The organism is Taklimakanibacter albus (assembly GCF_016595235.1).
GTDB lineage: Bacteria > Pseudomonadota > Alphaproteobacteria > Rhizobiales > Aestuariivirgaceae > Taklimakanibacter > Taklimakanibacter albus.
The window spans coordinates 831,064-847,969 of the sequence record NZ_JAENHL010000006.1 but is presented as its reverse complement, the minus strand read 5'-3'; the positions used below and the strand labels follow the sequence as shown (position 1 = coordinate 847,969).

Sequence of the window (16,906 nt, the reverse complement as noted above, 5' to 3'; positions counted from 1 at the left end):
CTGATGCGGTGACTACTCGACCACAACCGTGGCGCCGACATCGACGCGGTTGAAGAGATCGATAACCTCCTCATTGAGAAGCCTGATGCAGCCAGAGGACACCGCCATGCCGATGCTCCAGGGCTGGGTGGTGCCGTGAATGCGATACATGGTCGTCCCGATATAGAGCGCCCTGGCGCCCAAAGGGTTGTCCGGTCCGCCGAGCATATGCACCGGAATGTAATTGCCGCGCCGCGCTTCGCGGGCGATCATTTCCTTGGGTGGGCGCCAATCGGGCCATTCGGCCTTGCGGGTGATCTTGTCGGTGCCCGACCAGGTGAAACCCTCGCGGCCGACGCCGATGCCATATTGGATGGCGCGGCCCTCGGGCAGAACATAATAGAGCTTACGTTCCCTGGTGCGCACAAGGATCGTGCCGGGGGCGAGCTCGGTCTTGAAGTCGACGGTCTCCATGCCGCGATAGTTGCCGCGCCGCGTCGGCGTCGCCTCGCTGCTCATGCCGCCGATGATCTGAAATGTATCGCTGGAAAAAGTGATCGGCTCGGACCGGGCCGGAACGGCCAGGACCATCAGCGCGGTCAACCCCGCCGCCGCCTTGATACTACGCATCGCCATCACTCACACTCACCAGCACATAAGCGGGCGCCAAGCATGGCGGGGACTGGTTAAGAGTCCCTTTCGGCAGGCTTATCCAGCACCACGCCGCCCCGCGTGAAGCCGGAGAGAATACTCCGCATCTTCTGGGCTGTCTGCTGCTTCACCGGATGGCGCCAGCGCGGAACCAGCTCCATCAAGGGGGTCAGCCAGAAATCCCGCTCGGGAATGCCCGGATGCGGCAGCTTGAGCCGGCCGCGGCGAACGAGGCCATGATAATCGAGCAGGTCGAGGTCGAGGGTGCGCGGTCCCCAGCGCAGCCGCCGGCGCCGCCCGGCCTGTCTTTCGATGTCATGCAGATGCTGCATCAGCGCCTCGGGCGGCATCGCGGTTCTGATCTGCGCGACGGCGTTCACGAAAGTCGGCTGGTTGATCATGCCGAAAGGCGACGTCTCGAAAAGCCGGGACGCCGCGACAAGTTCGGTGCCGTTGCCGTCGAGCTCACGCAGAGCGCGCAGCATCGTTTCCCGCGGGTGCCCCCAGGGACCGTCGACATTGCTCCCAAGACCGATCAGGATCATAATTAACCTTGAGCCTCAGCGCTTAAGCCATTATCAAAGCACTGTTTCAAATAGGAGATTTCAATCATGAATTTTTACCAGGACGAACGCGTAGCGCTTTTTATCGACGGCGCCAATCTTTACGCAACCGCAAAATCGCTCGGCTTCGATATCGACTATCGCCGCCTGCTGGGCTTCTTCCGCAAACGCTCGCGGCTGATCCGCGCCATCTACTACACCGCCCTGATGGAGGACGCCGAATACTCGCCGATCCGCCCGCTGATCGACTGGCTGGACTATAATGGCTACCGGGTGGTCACCAAGCCGGCCAAGGAATTCACGGATTCGCTCGGCCGCCGCAAGGTCAAAGGCAATATGGACATCGAGCTCGCCATCGACGTCATGCAGCTCGCCGACAATCTCGACCATATCGTCCTGTTCTCTGGCGACGGCGATTTCCGCTCGCTGATCCAGGCGGTGCAGGCCAAGGGCCGGCGCACCAGCGTGGTCTCCACCCTCGTCACCAGGCCGCCGATGGTGGCGGACGAGCTGCGCCGTCAGGCCGATCAATTCATCGACCTCGCCGATCTGCGCGAGGAGATCGGCCGTGAGCCGAGCGAGCGTACGGAACGGGTGCGCGAACGCCCCGCCCCGGCGCAGCAGGCGCCCTCTTCCTTCGAGGATTTCGCTGACATTTGAGAGAGCGCCTGGTGACGCCGTCTCCCAATTGCCCGCTCTGCCCGAGGCTCGTCTCGTTCCGCGAGACGCAGCGCCGTGACCACGCGGACTGGTTCAATTCACCGGTGCCGTCCTTCGGCGGCAGCGACGCCAGGCTCCTGATCGTCGGCCTGGCGCCGGGCCTGCGCGGCGCCAACCGAACCGGCCGACCCTTCACCGGCGATTATGCCGGCGATCTACTCTATGCGACGCTGAAGCGCTTCGGCTTTGCCAAGGGTGATTACCGCGCCGACCCACAGGACGGGCTGACGCTGATCGACTGCATGATCGTCAATGCGGTGCGCTGCGTGCCGCCGGAGAACAAGCCGCTGCCGGCTGAGATCAAGACCTGCAATGGTTTTCTGAAGGATCAGATCGCCGCTTTGCCGAAGCTCGCCGCCATCGTGGCGCTGGGCCGCATCGCCCATGATGCGACCTTGACCGCGCTCGCTCAGAAGAAGTCGCGCTACCCCTTCGGCCATGCGGCGCGGCACGAGATCGGCGACATCGCCTTCTTCGACAGCTATCACTGCTCGCGCTACAACACCAATACCGGCGTGCTGACGACGGAAATGTTCGAGAAAGTCTTCGCCGGCGTGCGCGCCGTTTTGCCCTCGCCCTGAGGTCCGAGCGAAGCGAGCCTCGCAGGGCTGTTGCAGCAACTCGCTCTATCCTGATGAGGATATCTCTTATCCGCGCTCGCGCAGCAGCCGCGATTTTTCACGGTTCCACGACCGATCCTTGATCGCGTCGCGCTTGTCGTGCAGTTTCTTGCCGCGCGCCAGCGCGATGCCGACCTTGGCGCGGCCGCGGGCGTTCATATAGACGCGCAGCGGCACGATGGTGAGACCTTCGCGCAGGACGCCGCCCGACAATTTGTCGATCTCGCGTGCATGGAGCAGCAATTTGCGCGGCCGCTTGGTCTCATGATTGAAACGGTTGGCCTCGCGATATTCCGGAATATAGGCATTGACGAGGAACAGCTCGCCGTCATTCACCGCGGCATAGGACTCGGCGATATTCGCCTTGCCCTCGCGCAACGACTTCACCTCCGAGCCTCTCAGCTCAATGCCGGCCTCGTAAGTATCAAGGATCTCATAGTCAAAGCGGGCGCGGCGGTTGTCGGCGACAACCTTTATGCCTTCCTCTTTGCGTGAGGCTTTCGTTCCACCGCTTTTCGACGACATGGCACTCTCAGTTCAGGAGGCCGGCATGGACCATCGCCGCCTTCACCTGCTTCTTGCAGGCTTCCGACGGCTCGACCAGCGGCAGGCGGATATCAGGCTGGCAATGGCCGAGCAGGCTCACCGCATATTTGATGGGCGCCGGCGAGGTTTCGACGAACAGCGCGGTGTGGAGCGGCATCAGCCGGTCCTGCAATTTGAGCGCGGTCCGATAGTCGCCGGCGAGTGTCGCATTCTGGAATTCGGCGCACAGCCTCGGCGCCACGTTGGCGGTCACCGAGATGCACCCTACCCCGCCATGGGCGTTGAAGCCGAGCGCGGTGCCGTCCTCGCCCGAAAGCTGGATGAAATCCTCGCCCGACACTTCACGCTGGCGTGACGGGCGGGTGAGATCGGCGGTCGCGTCCTTGGTGCCGATGATATTGGGATGGTCCTTGGCGAGGCGGGCAAGCGTCTCGACCGAGATACTGGCCACCGTGCGGCCGGGCACATTGTAGACCAGGATGGGAATATCCACCGCTTTGGCGATGGCGCTGAAATGGGCGTAAATCCCGTCCTGGGTCGGCTTGTTGTAATAGGGGACGACGATCAGCGCCGCGTCCGCCTTGGCCTTCTTGGCATGGAGCGTATATTCGATCGCCTCATCGGTGTTGTTCGATCCCGTGCCGGCGATGACCGGGAGCCGGCCGCCCACGACCTCGACGGTGATCTCGATCACGCGCTTGTGTTCCTCGGGGCTGACGGTCGGGGATTCACCCGTGGTGCCGACGGGGACCAGCCCGTGACTGCCCTCCTTGATCTGCCAATTCACGAATTTTCGGAACGCATCCTCATCGACGCGGCCGTTCTTCATGGGCGTAATCAGGGCAGGAAAAGATCCCTTGAGCTTCACGTGTCTGTCTCCGGTAATAACTTGGCAACCATGCGCTGGCTAGAGTTGGGAGGTTCCGCGCAGCGTGGGAATGCGGGGCACATTAGACGCTCGCCCGAAGACCGGCAAGCGCAGGAAATAGCCGATTTGCAGGCCACAGGACGGTCGCATTTGGCTCATAGGGAATTCGCCCGACAGGGCCGACAGGCAGGGACGTATTTGATGATTCGGGGTTTTTCCGCAAGTTTGCTTATTCTTGCTTTGCTGGGCACGACGGCGATCACCGTCGCCCCGCCGCTCAGCACGTCCGTCCTCGCCGCGCCGCAGGTGAGCCGCGCGGCGGTCAATGCCGCCGATGCCGCCTTCAACGGCAAATATAGCGATGCCGGCTCCTTCGCCCAGCAATCGGGCGACCCGGCCGCCGCCAAGCTGGTCGAGCTCATCTATCTCCGCAACAACTGGAAGGAAGCGGGCTACAGCCGGATCATGGCGTTCCTCAACGCCGCGCCGCAATGGCCGCTCTCCGAAACCCTGCTGAAACGGGCCGAGCAGAGCCTCTATGTCAACCGGGCTTCGGCCGAAACGGTCCTGGCGCATTTCGAGAAGCGCAAGCCGCTGACCGCCGAGGGCCAGCTCGCTCTGACGCGCGCCCAGCTCGCCACCGGCAATACGGAGGCCGCGCGGCGCACGCTGCGGCGCGTCTGGCTGAATGAGACGCTCGATGCGGCCACCGAAAAGCAGATCACCAGCGAGTTCGGTTCGCTGATCACCAGCGACGATCGCAGGGCGCGCATGTGGCGCCTCGTCTACAAGCAGGAAACCAATTCGGCGATCCGCGTCTCGAAGTCGCTCTCCAGCGACCATCAGGCGGCCGCCAAAGTGGCCCAGGCGCTCATCCGCGGCGTCGCCGGCGCCGAGAAGCAGTATCAGTCGCTGTCGAGCGCGATGAAGCGCGAGCTCGGCATCCGCTATGCCCTCGCCCGCTACTATCGCAAGGCCAACAAGGAATCGAAGGCTGCCGAGATTCTGCTCGATATCCCCGCCGATCATGCGACGATCGGCGATGGCGAGGCCTGGTGGGTGGAGCGCCGCCTGGTGGCGCGCATGCTGCTCGATCCGCGCCGCCCCGGCACTGCCAAGACCGCCTATCAGCTCGCCCGCGCCCACGGCTTCTCCAGTGGCGAATTCTTCGGCGAAGGCGAATTCCTCGCCGGCTGGATCGCCTTGCGCTTCCTCAAGGACGAGAACACCGCCCTCAAGCATTTCGCCAAGCTGCAGGCCGGCGTCAAATCACGCACCGACCAGGCGCGCGCCGCCTATTGGCTGGGCCGCTCCTATGCCGCCGCAGGCGCCAAGGACAAGGCCAAAGCCGCCTATCGGGACGCGGCCACGGTGCCAACCGTCTATTACGGCCAGCTCGCCCGCGAGCAGCTCGGCATCGCAACGCAACCGATCCAGATCACCGGCGGCCAGCCTTCGGCGGCCGCACAGGCGCGCGTCGATGATGACGAAGTCATGCGTGCCTTCCAGATGGTGGCGCAGACCGGTCGCACCCGTGAGCTCAACATGTTCATGTGGTCGCTGTCGAGCCGCTTCAAGTCGACCGACGAGATGAGCGCGGTCGCCCGCAACGTGTCGACGGCCGGCGGCCCCGCCGCCGCGGTCAGGTTCGCCAAGCTCTCCGGCCAAAAAGGCATCGATATCGACTATTGGGGTTATCCGACCAAGGCGCTGCCCGATTGGCGCCAGATCGGCCCGCCGGTCGAACGCGCGATGGTCTTCGGCCTGTCGCGCCAGGAAAGCGAATTCGATCCCAAAGCCGGCAGCCATGTCGGCGCGCAAGGCCTGATGCAGCTGATGCCGGGAACGGCGAAGCTCGTCGCCAAGCAATATCGCCTCAGCTATTCGGCCGATAAGCTCACCGGCGACCCGGCCTATAACGTGAAGCTCGGCGCCGCGCATCTGGGCGACCTCATCGAGGAATTCGGCGGGTCCTATATCCTGACGCTTGCCGCCTACAATGCCGGCCCGCGCCGCTCGCGCGAATGGGTCGAGGCGCATGGCGATCCCCGCTCCGGCACCGTCGATCCCATCGACTGGGTCGAAATGATCCCCTTCACCGAGACGCGCAACTACGTGCAGAAGGTGATGCAGAACGTGCATGTCTATCGCTCGCGCCTGGCGCCGAAGACGATGCATGCGATGACGGCCGATCTCCGCCGCGGCTCGCCCGGTGCGATCACGCTGGCAAATTCCGGGGAACCAGGCTCGGCCAATTGCTCAGGCGGCAGCATCGTCGAACTGATCACCGGCTGCGATTGAGCCGTGGGGGCGCCCGCTTCCCATCGCGATATCCACTTCACCTCGGCGGATGGGCTCGCTCTCTATGGGCGCGACTATCCGGCGCAAAGCGACGCCACGCCGCTTCTCTGCCTCTCGGGCCTCACCCGCAATGTCCGTGATTTCGAGCCCCTGGCGCAGTGGCTCGGCGGACAGCGGCGCCTCATCACCATGGATTATCGCGGTCGCGGCCGCTCGGCCTATGCGCCCGATCCCTCGACCTACCGGCCCGATGTCGAGCTCGCCGACGCGTTGCGCCTTCTGGATGAGCTCGCGGTCGACCAGGTGAGTGTCGTCGGCACGTCGCGCGGCGGCATCATCGCGATGATCATGGCGGCGCAATATCCGCAGCGGCTCAAGGGCGTTCTCCTCAACGATGTCGGTCCCGTCATCGAAAAGGCTTCGCTGCTCCGCATAAGAAGCTATCTCGGCAAGGCCCTGTCCTTCGCGACCTGGGACGAAGCCGCCGATGCGTTGAAAAAGAACCATCCGGGCTTCGAGACATTGAGCGCCACCGAGTGGCTTGCCTATGCCAGGCGCGTCTATATCGAGAAAGGCGGGCGCATCACCAATGACTATGATCTGCGCCTCGCTGAGGCCTTTCCCACCGACGAGCAGATCCAACAGGCCGAGTCGCCGGATCTCTGGCCCCTCTTCGACACTTTGCTGACCTTGCCGGTGACGGTGCTGCGCGCCGAGCATTCCGATCTGTTGAGCGACGCGACGGTCGCGCAGATGAAGCGGCGTCACCCTCTTCTCGCAGCTCACACGATCAAGGACCGCGGCCATGTGCCGTTCCTCGACGAGCCGGACGCCCAGGCGGCGATCAAAGCCTGGCTTAAAGTGGTTTAGGTCACCGACCTAACCTTCAACGACTTCGCTGATCTGCACGATGGGGGCGATGTCCGTATAGCGGGCGACGTCCGCGGCGATCTCCGCGCGGTGGGGACCCAACGCCTCCTGGAATGTCGCCAGACTCGGCGAGTAGACGTGGCACGCCGCGACGAACTGCGGCGCGCTTCCAGGTTCGCGACCCGCAAGGCCCTTATCGATCTCGTAGCGCAGGCAGGCATCGCCGAGCCGTTCCTGGATCAGTGGCATATGGCGGGTGCGGTAGTAGTCGTGATCGAACTTCGAACCGCCATCGGCCGGATAGTAAACACTCATCTTGATCATGGTCGGGCCCCTGCCTGAACGCCTCTCCGAGCGTTCGAGGGGCCTTTCTAGTTCACCGAGTCGTAAAGCGCATCCAGATTTTAGCTGAAGCGAGTTTGACGAGAGCAAGGTAGTTTTCGCTGTGCGTTTCGAAGCGGGTGGCGACGGCACGGAAGCGCGGCTTGCTCAGTAGCAGCGGCATGAGTGCGCGACCTAGTCTTTACGGGTTCGCGTCCCCGATTCCGTCTCACCTGCCTTGTTACGAACGCCGCCGGTGCCATAGAGCCGATGGAATTCGTCTTCCTTGCCTTCGGCGAGGAGCCGAGACTGGTTGATCCATTCCTCACGCGCGATACGGCCGCCGAATTTCAGATGATCGTCGACCCAGGCGACCTCTTCGGGCGTCCAGGCGGCGATCTGATCGAAATGGAAGAAACCGAGGCTGTGCAAAGTCTTTTCGTTCTTGGGTCCGACACCGCTGATGCGCTGCAGATTGTCGGGTGTGCCGCCGCGTGCCGCGGCCATGCCGGTCGGCCGCGCCGGCGTACCGGCCAGAGCCTGAGCCTCAGCCACGATGGCGGCAGTTTCGGCTTTCACGTCGGGCGCCGGCGGCACGGGCGCTGTCACGCTAGTGAATTGCGAGGGACCGCTGGCGACGGCTGCGGCCGGCTCGCCGGCGAAGAGCCGGCGCAACAGGCACCCCAATATGCAGCCGACGAGAAAGGCGAGGAGGATCCAAAGGGCCAGTTCGATAACGAGATGTGACATGATCAGCTTCTCTCTTCACGTGAGCAACTGATCCAGCCGACGACCAGCCCGAGCCCCAGCGCCACCAGCAGCCAGACCCAGTTTTCCTTCGCCAGGAATATCGTATCGCTAAAATTCCAGAAATCCACCATGTGGCGGCCCCTTCCTATTTCACGATCTTGATCTCGATGCGCCGGTTGAGCGCACGCCCCGAGTCCGTGTTGTTGTCGGCGACGGGACTCTTCTCGCCATAGCCCACTGCCGAGAGACGCTCACGTGCGATGCCGAAACCGGCAAGCGCATTGGCAACGGCCACGGCGCGTCGTTCGCTGAGCGCCTGGTTGTAGCCGGGCGAGCCGACATTGTCGGTGTAGCCGCCAACCTCGAGGCGATCTTCGGGACAGGTCGCGGCGATCGCGGCAAGGTCCTTGATGATGGCCGCGGCAGCCTCGGTCACCGCCGATTTATCACTGTCGAAGTGAAGCGGCCGCGCCTGCAAGGTCTTGGCGAAATCATCGACGCAATTGACCTTGGGCGGCGGCGGTGGTTCCGGCGGCGGCGGCGGCTCCGGTGGCGGCGGCGGCTCCGGTGGCGCTGGCGGTTCCTTGACCAGAATCTCGAAGCGCGTCTGGTCCGACGCGGCGCGGCCATGCTTGTCGGTGGCGACGACACTCACGTCATAGCTGCCGGGCTTCAGCGCCTCGGGGATTGCGAGCGACCAGTTGCCTTTGTCGGTCGCCAAACCCGAATCCTTGCCGAGTGTCCAGCTCTTACCGTTGAAGGTGACGGCGAGGCTCGTGGCGTCACCTTCGGGCCAGGTGCCGGAGATGCTGCGCGGGCTCTCGATCATCGCATAGAGATTGACGGTCGGCGCCGCGGGTCCCAGCGCGTCGATGACGAGCTCGTCCTTCGTCGTGTCCGTCACGATCTTGCCGTTGGCGTCGGTCGTCTCGACCGCGACATCATAAGTGCCGTCCTTCAAGGGATTGGGCAGCTTCAGGCTCCATTGGCCGGCCGATGCCGTCAGCTCCTCATTGGTGCCGAGCACATAACTCTCACCCGCAACCCCGACCTTGAGCGATGTCGTGGCGCCTGTCGCAAAGGTGCCGGTGATGGTCGGACGCGCGGCCATCGCCACGAGGGGCGTCACGGTCGGGGCAACTGCCTCAGGGGGCGGCGGAGGCGGTGGCGGCGGATTGGTCGTGGTGTCGGCGGGGATCACCAGCGCCCCTTTGCCCGGATCGGCCGAGACATTGCCGAAAACGTCCACGGCTTCGACGATCACATCGTAAGTCCCCGGCGCCAGCTTCTCCTGGGGCTCGAGGGACCAGGCATCCGCTTTGGCCGTCAGAGCGGGATCATTGCCGAGCGTATAGCTGCGTCCGCCGACCGTTGCGCGCAAGAGCTTCGTGTCGCCCGGCGCGAAAGTCCCGGTCACCGGGAACCCCGTCGACTTGTTGACGGTGGGCGCCGCGGGCGGCGTGGCGTCGATCTCGAGCTCTGCCACCGTCTCGTCCTTGCTGACCTTGCCCTTGGCATCCGTCACGGTCACCACGACGTCGTAGTAGCCATCCTTGAGCGGTGCAGACGGCCGCAACTTCCAATTGCCAAAACCGTCAGAGGACAGTTCGGCATCACGGCCCTGCTCATAGGACTTGCCGCCGACCGCCACCGCCAGCTTGTCACCTTGCCGCTCGCCCCAGGTGCCCGAAATGAGCGGTGTCGGATTGTTGCCGGCATATTTGGCGACCGTCGGGGACGGCACCTCGGCCGCGATGGTCACGGCTTCCGGAAGGTTCAGGCTGGCGCTGTTGCCGGCTTGATCGGTCGCCTCGATGGTCAGGTCATAGACGCCTTCCGGCAACGGCTCGGGCAAGGCCAGTGTCCACGTGCCGGCAGACGACGTCAGGTCGGGATCACTGCCAAGCGTATGGGTCTTACCGGCAAGCCCGACCTTCAGCGACGTGGCATCGCCCTCGGCCCAGGTGCCCGACAGGCTCTGCGGCGACACGGCGCTCTTGAAGGGCGAGAAGACCGGTGCCGGCGGCGGCGCCGTGTCGATCACGACCTTGGCGGGTGAAGCGATCTTGGAACTGTTGCCGGCGCCGTCATCGACTTCGACCGAAACGTCATAGGAGCCGTCTTTCAGGGGCTCACCTGGCATCAGCGCCCAGTTGCCGGCGCCATCCGACTTGAGATCCGCGTCGGTGCCCAGAACATAGGTCCGCTGGGGCAGGATCACTTTCAGGCTTTTGGCGAAGATTTCCGGCCAAGTACCTTTAATTTCAGGACGATTGTTGTTTGTCACGATTGGAGCGAGGGTCGGCGGGGCGAGCACGACTTTGGCCGGGGAGACATCTACCCGGCGCACGCCCTCGGTACCGGCAACGGCCTTTGCCGCCTCCTCGATGGCGCGCAGGCCGGGCGCATCGCCCTCCAGGCGCGCGTCACGGCCGTCGACGCTCAGCTTGGCCCAGTCGGCCTTGAGATTGGCGAGGTTGGCGCCGGCGGCCTCGGTGAGCTTGCGCTCGATCGGCGCGCTGTTCAGCCAGAGCGCGGCCAAAAATGGCAATGCCGCCAGAGGCAGCCCATAAAGCCATTTGCGCGGGTTGCATTTCATCCGTCCTACCCCTTGCCTAGCGCGGCTCCACCCCATCGGACTTATTGTTTGCCTACGAAATCAATAGGCTTGGCGCGATTCATGTCACCGGTCCGTCAGGAATTTATGGCACCGGCAGAGGTGCAAAACAACGAGATTTCCCGGACGGGAGGCAGCTGGCTCAAAACTGTCGCCAAAAACTATTCCCCAACGGAATACACAGCCGGCATGGCCTGTAACCGTCGGACGGAACGTCACTGTTGCATGTTTGCCGCAGTCGCGGGCTTCTTCCGTTCCCTGCCTTGTTCCGGACGCAAGGCACTGATAGATGGGCTAGAAAGGGCTGGAATTCCGTCGAGGCGAGACCTTCTTTTGTCCAATAAACTCAATAAACTGGCTGTAGCGCTGCCTGTCATGGTGCTTCTGGCGGCCTGCAGCGGTCAGCAGAATGCCCTGGAAGACCGGGTCATCAACGTCGAATCGGACGCCATTCCCACGTCAGCCTCACCGACGGCCGACATGTCGGGCCTGCTCCGCCAGACCAGCCCAAGCTATGTCACGCTCACCGTCTCGCAATCCCGCCGTAAGGGAAAACCCGGCGATGGTGATGCGGGCCAGGCCGTAACCTCCGGTAGCGGCTTCATCGTGGACGATGTCGGGCATGTCCTGACCGCCGGTCACGTCGCCGTCCAGTCGGGCTATACCGTAACGGCACGCGGCGCCGACGGCCGCCTCTATGCCGGCAAGGTCGTCGCCATCAAGCCGAGCAACGACATGGCGCTCATCTCGCTCAAGGGCCTCACCGGCAAGCCGGTCGACCCTGCCGCCACCCCCTGCATGCCGCGTGGCGCCCCGGTCTTCTCGCTCGGCAAACCGCATGCGCAAGGCGATACCGCGCGCCTCGGCCAGGTCGAGTCGATGAGCTTCGGCCGGGCCGTCAGCTATAATGGCTTCGGCTACCCGGATGCGATGGTGCTCAGGATGAACACCAAGAAGGGTGAAAGCGGCGGACCGGTCTTCAACGGCTCAGGCCAGTTGACCGGCATGGTCGTCAGCACGTTGTCGGACGGCAACGGCCGGCCGCTGAACCTCGCCCATGCCGTCCCGAGCTCGAGCCTCGCCGACTTCCTGTGCACACAGGTCTCCTGCTCGGCGCGCTGGCAGTCGCTCGCCAGGCAGTCGACCCAGAGCTGCCGCTCGGCCAGCTAAAATTATCCTTGCATCGATGGGCGTAGCGGTGAAATCACGTCACCGACGCCGAGCGGATTTTCCCCTGTTTCGCAATTTTTGCGAAAATCCCTGTAGATCCCTGCAAATCCGCTGATATTCCGCTGTTAATCCGCTGCAGATTTACAGCGGAATATCAGCGGAATTCTTAAGGTATCAAAATCGTCGTGCCGGTGGTCGCGCGCGATTCCAGATCGCGATGTGCCTGGGCCACATCCGCCAGCTTGTAGCGCTGGTTGACCGGGATCTTCACCTTGCCGCTCTTCACGATCTCGATCAGATCGCGCGAGGCTGCCGCCAGCTCCGCGTCATCGGCCATGTAGGTCATCACGGTCGGGCGCGTGACATAAAGCGAGCCTTTGGCCGCCAGAAGGCCGAGGTCAAAGGACTTCACCGGCCCGGACGCATTGCCGAAGCAGACCAGAAGGCCGCGCGGCCTCAGGCAATCGAGCGACGTCATGAAGGTGGCCTGTCCGACACCGTCATAGACGACAGGGACCCCGGCGCCCTTGGTGATCTCCTTCACCCGCGCCACCACGTCATCGGTACGGTAGTTGATCACATGGGCGCAGCCATGCGCCTTGGCGACGGCAATCTTGTCATCCGAGCCCACCGTTCCGATCACCTTGACGCCGAGCGCCTTCGCCCATTGGGTGAAAATCACGCCGACGCCGCCGGCGGCGGCATGAAACAGGATCGTCTCGCCGCGCTTGACCTTGTAGACCGAGCGCAGCAAGGCTCTGACGGTCAACCCCTTCAGCATCATGCCGGCAGCGGTTTCGTCGCTGATCGACTTGGGCAGCTTGGCGACGCGGCTCGCGGGCACGTTGCGGTGACGGGCATAGGCTCCCCGGGGCCCTACGCCATAGGCGACCCGGTCTCCGACCTTCAGCCCCTTCACGCCCTCGCCCACAGCCTCGATGACGCCGGCCCCCTCCATGCCGATGCCGGCAGGCAAGGGCAGCGCATAGAGGCCGGAGCGGTGATAGGTATCGATGTAGTTCAGACCGATCGCCGTCTGACGCAACCGGATTTCGCCCTTGCCGGGTGACGGAACGTCGACGTCCACCAGATGCATGACCTCCGGTCCGCCATTTTCAGCGATCTGTATGGCTTTCGTCCGCACTTTTCACCTCTCCATGTTTGTTGAATCCTGCGAAAATTCCAATTCGACATTTTCGCAAGCTGCCCTTAAAGGCAATCGGCAACGGCGCCCAATTCCCTCCATTCCACCCAAGCGGTATGAAATGTCAAATCCTTCAATGCCTTCCGGTTCGACAGAAGACAGGAACTTTGACTCCGAGCTCGAATATACCTTCGGCTATTTCCCTTTCCTGAAGCCCGACAACCTGCTGCTCACCTGCCTCCTGCAAGGCCTCCGCCCGCCGGCCGAGATCACCGGGCTCGACAGCCCGAGCCACGGCATGACCTATTGCGAGCTGGGCTGCGGACAGGGCGTGACGCTCAACATCCTCGCCACGGGCGATGAAGGCGGGCGCTATTACGGGATCGACTATAATCCGGCCCAGATCGCCAATGCCCGCGCGCTGGCGGAGGGCGCCGGTCTCGGCAATGTGGAGTTCATCGAGGACAGCTTCGCCAATCTGCATCAGCGCGAGCTGCCGGACTTCGACTTCATCGTGCTGCACGGCATCTATTCGTGGATATCGCCGGCGCTGCGCCAGGACATCATCGACTTCATCCACCGCAAGCTGAAGCCCGGCGGTCTCTGCTTCATCTCCTACAATTGTACCGTCGCACGTGGCTCGGACCTCGCCTTCCGTCAGTTGTTGCAGGCCGGTCTCAGGCGCGAAGCCAATCCCTCGCCGGAGGGGGTAGCCAAGAGCCTCGAGATGGCCAACGAACTTGCCGCCAAAGGCTCGCGTTATTTCAACCAGAACGCCGGAACGGCGCATCGCCTCGAAGACGCCAAGCAGCGCAATCCGACCTATGTCTTCCACGAATATTTCAACCCGCATTGGAGCCCGTTCTTCTTCCATGAGGTCGCGGCCGACATGGCGAAGGCCGAACTCGGGTTTGTGGGCTCCATCAACATGGCGTCCAACAACCTGGATCTCGCCATTCCCGCCACTCTGCGCGGTGCTTTCGAGAGCATGACGACAATTGCCGATCAGGAGTTGCTGAAAGGCATTTGGGCGAACCAGACCTTCCGCCGCGATCTCTATGTCAAGGGAACGCCCGAACGGCTGCCGCTCGATGAGCAGGTCGCCGCGCTCAAGGCCCTGCATTTCGGCCTTTCGCGTTCCCGCGCGGATTGCACGCTGAAAGTCGCGGTGCCCGCCGGCTCCGCCAATCTTCCCGACAGACCTTTCGTCGCTCTCCTCGACGCTCTTGCCAAGGGTCCCGTCTCGGGTGCCGCGTTGCGCAATCTGTTGCCCGAAGGCCCGATCGGCGATCGCGACTTTGTCCGAGCGCTGATCATTCTCGCCGGCGCGGAGTATCTGGACCTCTATGCCAATCCGCAGGCGCTCGCCGCCGCGAAGCCGCGCTTTGACCGGCTGAATGGCGCGATCGCGCGGTGCGTGGCGAAGGGGCAGGATCTGTTCTATGCCGGCACGGCCAAGAACAGATCGGCGCTCAAGCTGAGCCCGATCAACTACTACCTCTACCGGGCACATCAGACCGGCCCGGACGACCGCGCGAGCAAGGCCTACAGGCTGCTCAAGGAGGCCGGGCGCCCGGTGTTCTACAAGGGCCAGCCGGTCAAGGATCGAAAGATAGCCGAGCTCGTCATCGCCGAACACGAAAAGAACTTCACCCAGAAACTCCTGCCAAGACTCTGAACTCATGAACTTCAACGCCAACAAGATCATCAAAGGCATCGAAGCCCCGCCCATCGCCGAAGCGATGAGCTGGATCAGCTCGGTGCCGAGCAACCGCCCGCTCATCAATCTCTGCCAGGCGGTGCCCAGCTATCCGCCGGCCGAGAGCCTCACCGATGAAATCGGCCGGCTCGCCAAGCGGCCGGAAACCAGCCTCTATTCCGACATTCTCGGCATCGCCCCGCTGCGCCAGGAGCTCGCCCAGAGCCTGTCGGCCGACTACCAGGCGTCGATCGCGGCCGAGAACATCGCGATCACCGCGGGATGCAATCAGGCCTTCGCGACAACGATGATGGCGCTGGCCGAGTCCGGCGACAATGTCATCCTGCCCGTCCCCTATTATTTCAATCACCATATGTGGCTCGAGATGCTCGGCATCCAGCCGCGTTATTTGCAGGCCATCAATTCGGGAAGCACGACACCGGTTGCCGCCGATGCGGCGCCGCTCATCGATGAGCGGACCCGGGCGATCATACTGTGCAGCCCCAACAACCCCACGGGCGGCATCTATCCGGCGAAGACGATCGAGGAGTTCCACGCGCTCGCCAAAGCGCGCGGCATCGCGCTCGTCGTCGATGAGACCTATAAGGATTTCCGCGCCGATCCGGCGCCGCCGCACGGCCTCTTCAAGCTGAAGGACTGGGGCGACAACTTCATCCATCTTTACAGCTTTTCGAAAGTCTACGCGCTGACCGGCTACCGCGTCGGCTCGGTGACCGCGGGTCCCGCTTTCCTCGCCGAGTTGGAGAAGATCCTCGACTGCATCACCATTTGCGCGCCCACCATCTCGCAAGGTGCCGCGCTCTACGGTCTGCGCTCTCTCGAGGACTGGAAGAACCAGAAACTCGCCACGGCGAAGGAAAAGGCCGCAGCCCTCCGCCAGGTCTTCACGCATCCGGGCCTCAGTTACAAGCTGCTGAGCGTCGGCGCCTTCTTCGCCTATATCCAGCATCCCTTCAGCGATGATGCGAAGACGGTCGCCAAGCGGCTCGCCCAGAAGCATGATCTCCTGGCTCTGCCGGGCAGCATGTTCGGCCCGGGCCAGGAGCAGTATCTGCGCCTCGCCTTCGCCAATGTCGAGGCGGGCGTCATGCCCGACGTCGTCGCCCGGCTGATCGAAAGCCAGAGCTGACAAGCAAACACGGATGGAGGAGCTGGACTGACATGAAAATCGGCTTCAATCTCCTCCTCTGGACCGGCCATGTGGGAGATGAGCATCGGCCCCTTCTGCGCGCGATCAGGAAAGCCGGATATGACGGTGTCGAGGTCCCTATGTTCCATGGCGATCCCGATCACTACGCTAGGCTTGGCGGCATGCTCGACGAAATCGGGCTCGAGCGCACCGCCGTCTCCATCATGCCCTCACTGGACAAGAGCCCTCTGAGCAGCGACTCGCAAGCTCGCAAGGCCGCCCTCGATCACGCAAAATGGTTCATCGACTGCTGTGCGGCGCTCGGCGCGCCGATGATCGGCGGGCCCATCCATTCGGTTCATGGCCACTTCACCGGCAATGGGCCGACCGCGGCCGAGCGCAAGCGCGGCATCAGCTTCCATCGCAAGGCCGGCGACTATGCCGCGCGCAAGAATGTCCTGCTGGCGCTCGAAGCGCTCAACCGTTTCGAATGCTACTTTCTGACCACCATGCAGGGCCTCGCCGACTATCTCGACGAGGTCGATCATCCGGCTGTCGGCGGCATGTATGACACCTTCCATGCCAATATCGAGGAAGCCGATCCCATCAAGGCGATCCGCACCATCCGCCCCCATATGTTCCATGTGCACATATCGGAGAATGATCGGGGCATCCCGGGCAAGGGCCATATCGACTGGGCCTCGACCTACAAGGCCCTGAAGGCCAGCAAATATGACGGCTGGCTCACCATCGAGGCCTTCGGGAGATCGCTGCCGGCGCTGGCCGCGGCGACCCGCGTCTGGCGTGATTTCTTCCCCAGTCCGGAAAGCGTCTATCGCGACGGGATCAAGCACATCCGTAAAGGCTGGGCCAGCGCCTGATGACTTTCTTTGGCGCATCGGCTTATCCGAAAAGTCTGCAACTTTTCGGGCCGATG

At 63.2% G+C, this 16,906-nt stretch carries 17 protein-coding genes; 8 read left to right on the top strand and 9 right to left on the bottom strand.

The window, feature by feature from the left end:
* Positions 1-12 precede the first annotated feature (12 nt).
* Together JHL16_RS08810 and folK are read right to left on the bottom strand one after the other, a co-directional pair.
* Positions 13-615 carry a L,D-transpeptidase gene (locus JHL16_RS08810; protein ID WP_200184473.1) on the bottom strand — a complete coding sequence of 201 codons (603 nt, stop codon included), beginning with the start codon at positions 613-615 and terminating at the stop codon, positions 13-15.
* 50 nt (positions 616-665) lie between these two features.
* Positions 666-1,175, bottom strand: a complete 510-nt coding sequence (gene folK / locus JHL16_RS08805) for a 2-amino-4-hydroxy-6-hydroxymethyldihydropteridine diphosphokinase (protein WP_200184472.1) — start codon at positions 1,173-1,175, stop codon at positions 666-668.
* A gap of 66 nt (positions 1,176-1,241) precedes the next feature.
* Between folK and JHL16_RS08800 the strand changes: the two genes are divergently transcribed.
* On the top strand, positions 1,242-1,853 hold the full coding sequence (locus tag JHL16_RS08800; protein ID WP_200184471.1) for a LabA-like NYN domain-containing protein: 612 nt from the start codon (positions 1,242-1,244) through the stop codon (positions 1,851-1,853).
* 8 nt (positions 1,854-1,861) lie between these two features.
* Complete coding sequence (locus tag JHL16_RS08795; RefSeq protein WP_420884531.1) at positions 1,862-2,494, top strand: uracil-DNA glycosylase; 633 nt, start codon at positions 1,862-1,864, stop codon at positions 2,492-2,494.
* A gap of 66 nt (positions 2,495-2,560) precedes the next feature.
* On the opposite strand, the gene smpB is transcribed toward JHL16_RS08795, so the two are convergent.
* The gene (gene smpB / locus JHL16_RS08790) at positions 2,561-3,058 is read right to left on the bottom strand and encodes an SsrA-binding protein SmpB (RefSeq protein ID WP_137855087.1); all 498 of its coding nucleotides are present in this window, start codon (positions 3,056-3,058) and stop codon (positions 2,561-2,563) included.
* A 7-nt stretch (positions 3,059-3,065) separates the two neighbouring features.
* Positions 3,066-3,965 (bottom strand): 4-hydroxy-tetrahydrodipicolinate synthase, encoded by a 900-nt coding sequence (dapA, locus tag JHL16_RS08785; protein WP_348647199.1) that lies wholly within the window; start codon positions 3,963-3,965, stop codon positions 3,066-3,068.
* A gap of 207 nt (positions 3,966-4,172) precedes the next feature.
* Between dapA and JHL16_RS08780 the strand changes: the two genes are divergently transcribed.
* Complete coding sequence (locus tag JHL16_RS08780) at positions 4,173-6,248, top strand: transglycosylase SLT domain-containing protein (protein WP_200184469.1); 2,076 nt, start codon at positions 4,173-4,175, stop codon at positions 6,246-6,248.
* Between the two features lie 3 nt (positions 6,249-6,251).
* Entirely contained in the window at positions 6,252-7,118 is an 867-nt protein-coding gene (locus JHL16_RS08775; protein WP_200184468.1) for an alpha/beta fold hydrolase, read from the top strand.
* A 9-nt stretch (positions 7,119-7,127) separates the two neighbouring features.
* Here JHL16_RS08775 and JHL16_RS08770 read toward each other — a convergent pair whose 3' ends face one another.
* From JHL16_RS08770 to JHL16_RS08760, 4 genes are all read right to left on the bottom strand, one after another.
* Positions 7,128-7,442, bottom strand: coding sequence for an EthD family reductase (locus tag JHL16_RS08770; RefSeq protein ID WP_200184467.1), 315 nt, complete (start codon positions 7,440-7,442; stop codon positions 7,128-7,130).
* Between the two features lie 192 nt (positions 7,443-7,634).
* The gene (locus JHL16_RS08765; protein WP_200184466.1) at positions 7,635-8,189 is read right to left on the bottom strand and encodes a hypothetical protein; all 555 of its coding nucleotides are present in this window, start codon (positions 8,187-8,189) and stop codon (positions 7,635-7,637) included.
* A 2-nt stretch (positions 8,190-8,191) separates the two neighbouring features.
* Entirely contained in the window at positions 8,192-8,320 is a 129-nt protein-coding gene (locus tag JHL16_RS35220) for a hypothetical protein (protein ID WP_281435996.1), read from the bottom strand.
* A gap of 14 nt (positions 8,321-8,334) precedes the next feature.
* Positions 8,335-10,788 (bottom strand): Ig-like domain-containing protein, encoded by a 2,454-nt coding sequence (locus JHL16_RS08760; RefSeq protein WP_200184465.1) that lies wholly within the window; start codon positions 10,786-10,788, stop codon positions 8,335-8,337.
* Positions 10,789-11,139: 351 nt separating this feature from the next.
* Here JHL16_RS08760 and JHL16_RS08755 point away from each other — a divergent pair, with 351 nt between their 5' ends.
* Positions 11,140-11,976, top strand: coding sequence for a S1 family peptidase (locus JHL16_RS08755; RefSeq protein WP_200184464.1), 837 nt, complete (start codon positions 11,140-11,142; stop codon positions 11,974-11,976).
* Between the two features lie 166 nt (positions 11,977-12,142).
* On the opposite strand, the gene JHL16_RS08750 is transcribed toward JHL16_RS08755, so the two are convergent.
* Positions 12,143-13,120 (bottom strand): quinone oxidoreductase family protein, encoded by a 978-nt coding sequence (locus JHL16_RS08750; RefSeq protein WP_348647182.1) that lies wholly within the window; start codon positions 13,118-13,120, stop codon positions 12,143-12,145.
* Positions 13,121-13,241: 121 nt separating this feature from the next.
* Here JHL16_RS08750 and JHL16_RS08745 point away from each other — a divergent pair, with 121 nt between their 5' ends.
* Genes JHL16_RS08745 through JHL16_RS08735 form a run of 3 tightly spaced genes read left to right on the top strand, consistent with a single transcriptional unit; the run spans position 13,242 to position 16,850 of the window.
* Positions 13,242-14,798 carry a class I SAM-dependent methyltransferase gene (locus JHL16_RS08745; protein ID WP_200184463.1) on the top strand — a complete coding sequence of 519 codons (1,557 nt, stop codon included), beginning with the start codon at positions 13,242-13,244 and terminating at the stop codon, positions 14,796-14,798.
* Positions 14,799-14,802: 4 nt separating this feature from the next.
* Entirely contained in the window at positions 14,803-15,969 is a 1,167-nt protein-coding gene (locus tag JHL16_RS08740; protein WP_200184462.1) for an aminotransferase, read from the top strand.
* Between the two features lie 32 nt (positions 15,970-16,001).
* Complete coding sequence (locus JHL16_RS08735) at positions 16,002-16,850, top strand: sugar phosphate isomerase/epimerase family protein (protein WP_200184461.1); 849 nt, start codon at positions 16,002-16,004, stop codon at positions 16,848-16,850.
* The last annotated feature ends 56 nt before the right edge of the window (positions 16,851-16,906 follow it).

Coding starts and splice junctions, on each gene's coding strand:
- JHL16_RS08745 (WP_200184463.1), top strand. CDS start 13,242: ATGTCAAATCCTTCAATGCCTTCCGGTTCGACAGAAGACAGGAACTTT.
- JHL16_RS35220 (WP_281435996.1), bottom strand. CDS start 8,320: ATGGTGGATTTCTGGAATTTTAGCGATACGATATTCCTGGCGAAGGAA.
- JHL16_RS08765 (WP_200184466.1), bottom strand. CDS start 8,189: ATGTCACATCTCGTTATCGAACTGGCCCTTTGGATCCTCCTCGCCTTT.
- JHL16_RS08735 (WP_200184461.1), top strand. CDS start 16,002: ATGAAAATCGGCTTCAATCTCCTCCTCTGGACCGGCCATGTGGGAGAT.
- folK (WP_200184472.1), bottom strand. CDS start 1,175: ATGATCCTGATCGGTCTTGGGAGCAATGTCGACGGTCCCTGGGGGCAC.
- JHL16_RS08810 (WP_200184473.1), bottom strand. CDS start 615: ATGGCGATGCGTAGTATCAAGGCGGCGGCGGGGTTGACCGCGCTGATG.
- smpB (WP_137855087.1), bottom strand. CDS start 3,058: ATGTCGTCGAAAAGCGGTGGAACGAAAGCCTCACGCAAAGAGGAAGGC.
- JHL16_RS08760 (WP_200184465.1), bottom strand. CDS start 10,788: ATGAAATGCAACCCGCGCAAATGGCTTTATGGGCTGCCTCTGGCGGCA.
- JHL16_RS08740 (WP_200184462.1), top strand. CDS start 14,803: ATGAACTTCAACGCCAACAAGATCATCAAAGGCATCGAAGCCCCGCCC.
- JHL16_RS08800 (WP_200184471.1), top strand. CDS start 1,242: ATGAATTTTTACCAGGACGAACGCGTAGCGCTTTTTATCGACGGCGCC.
- JHL16_RS08770 (WP_200184467.1), bottom strand. CDS start 7,442: ATGATCAAGATGAGTGTTTACTATCCGGCCGATGGCGGTTCGAAGTTC.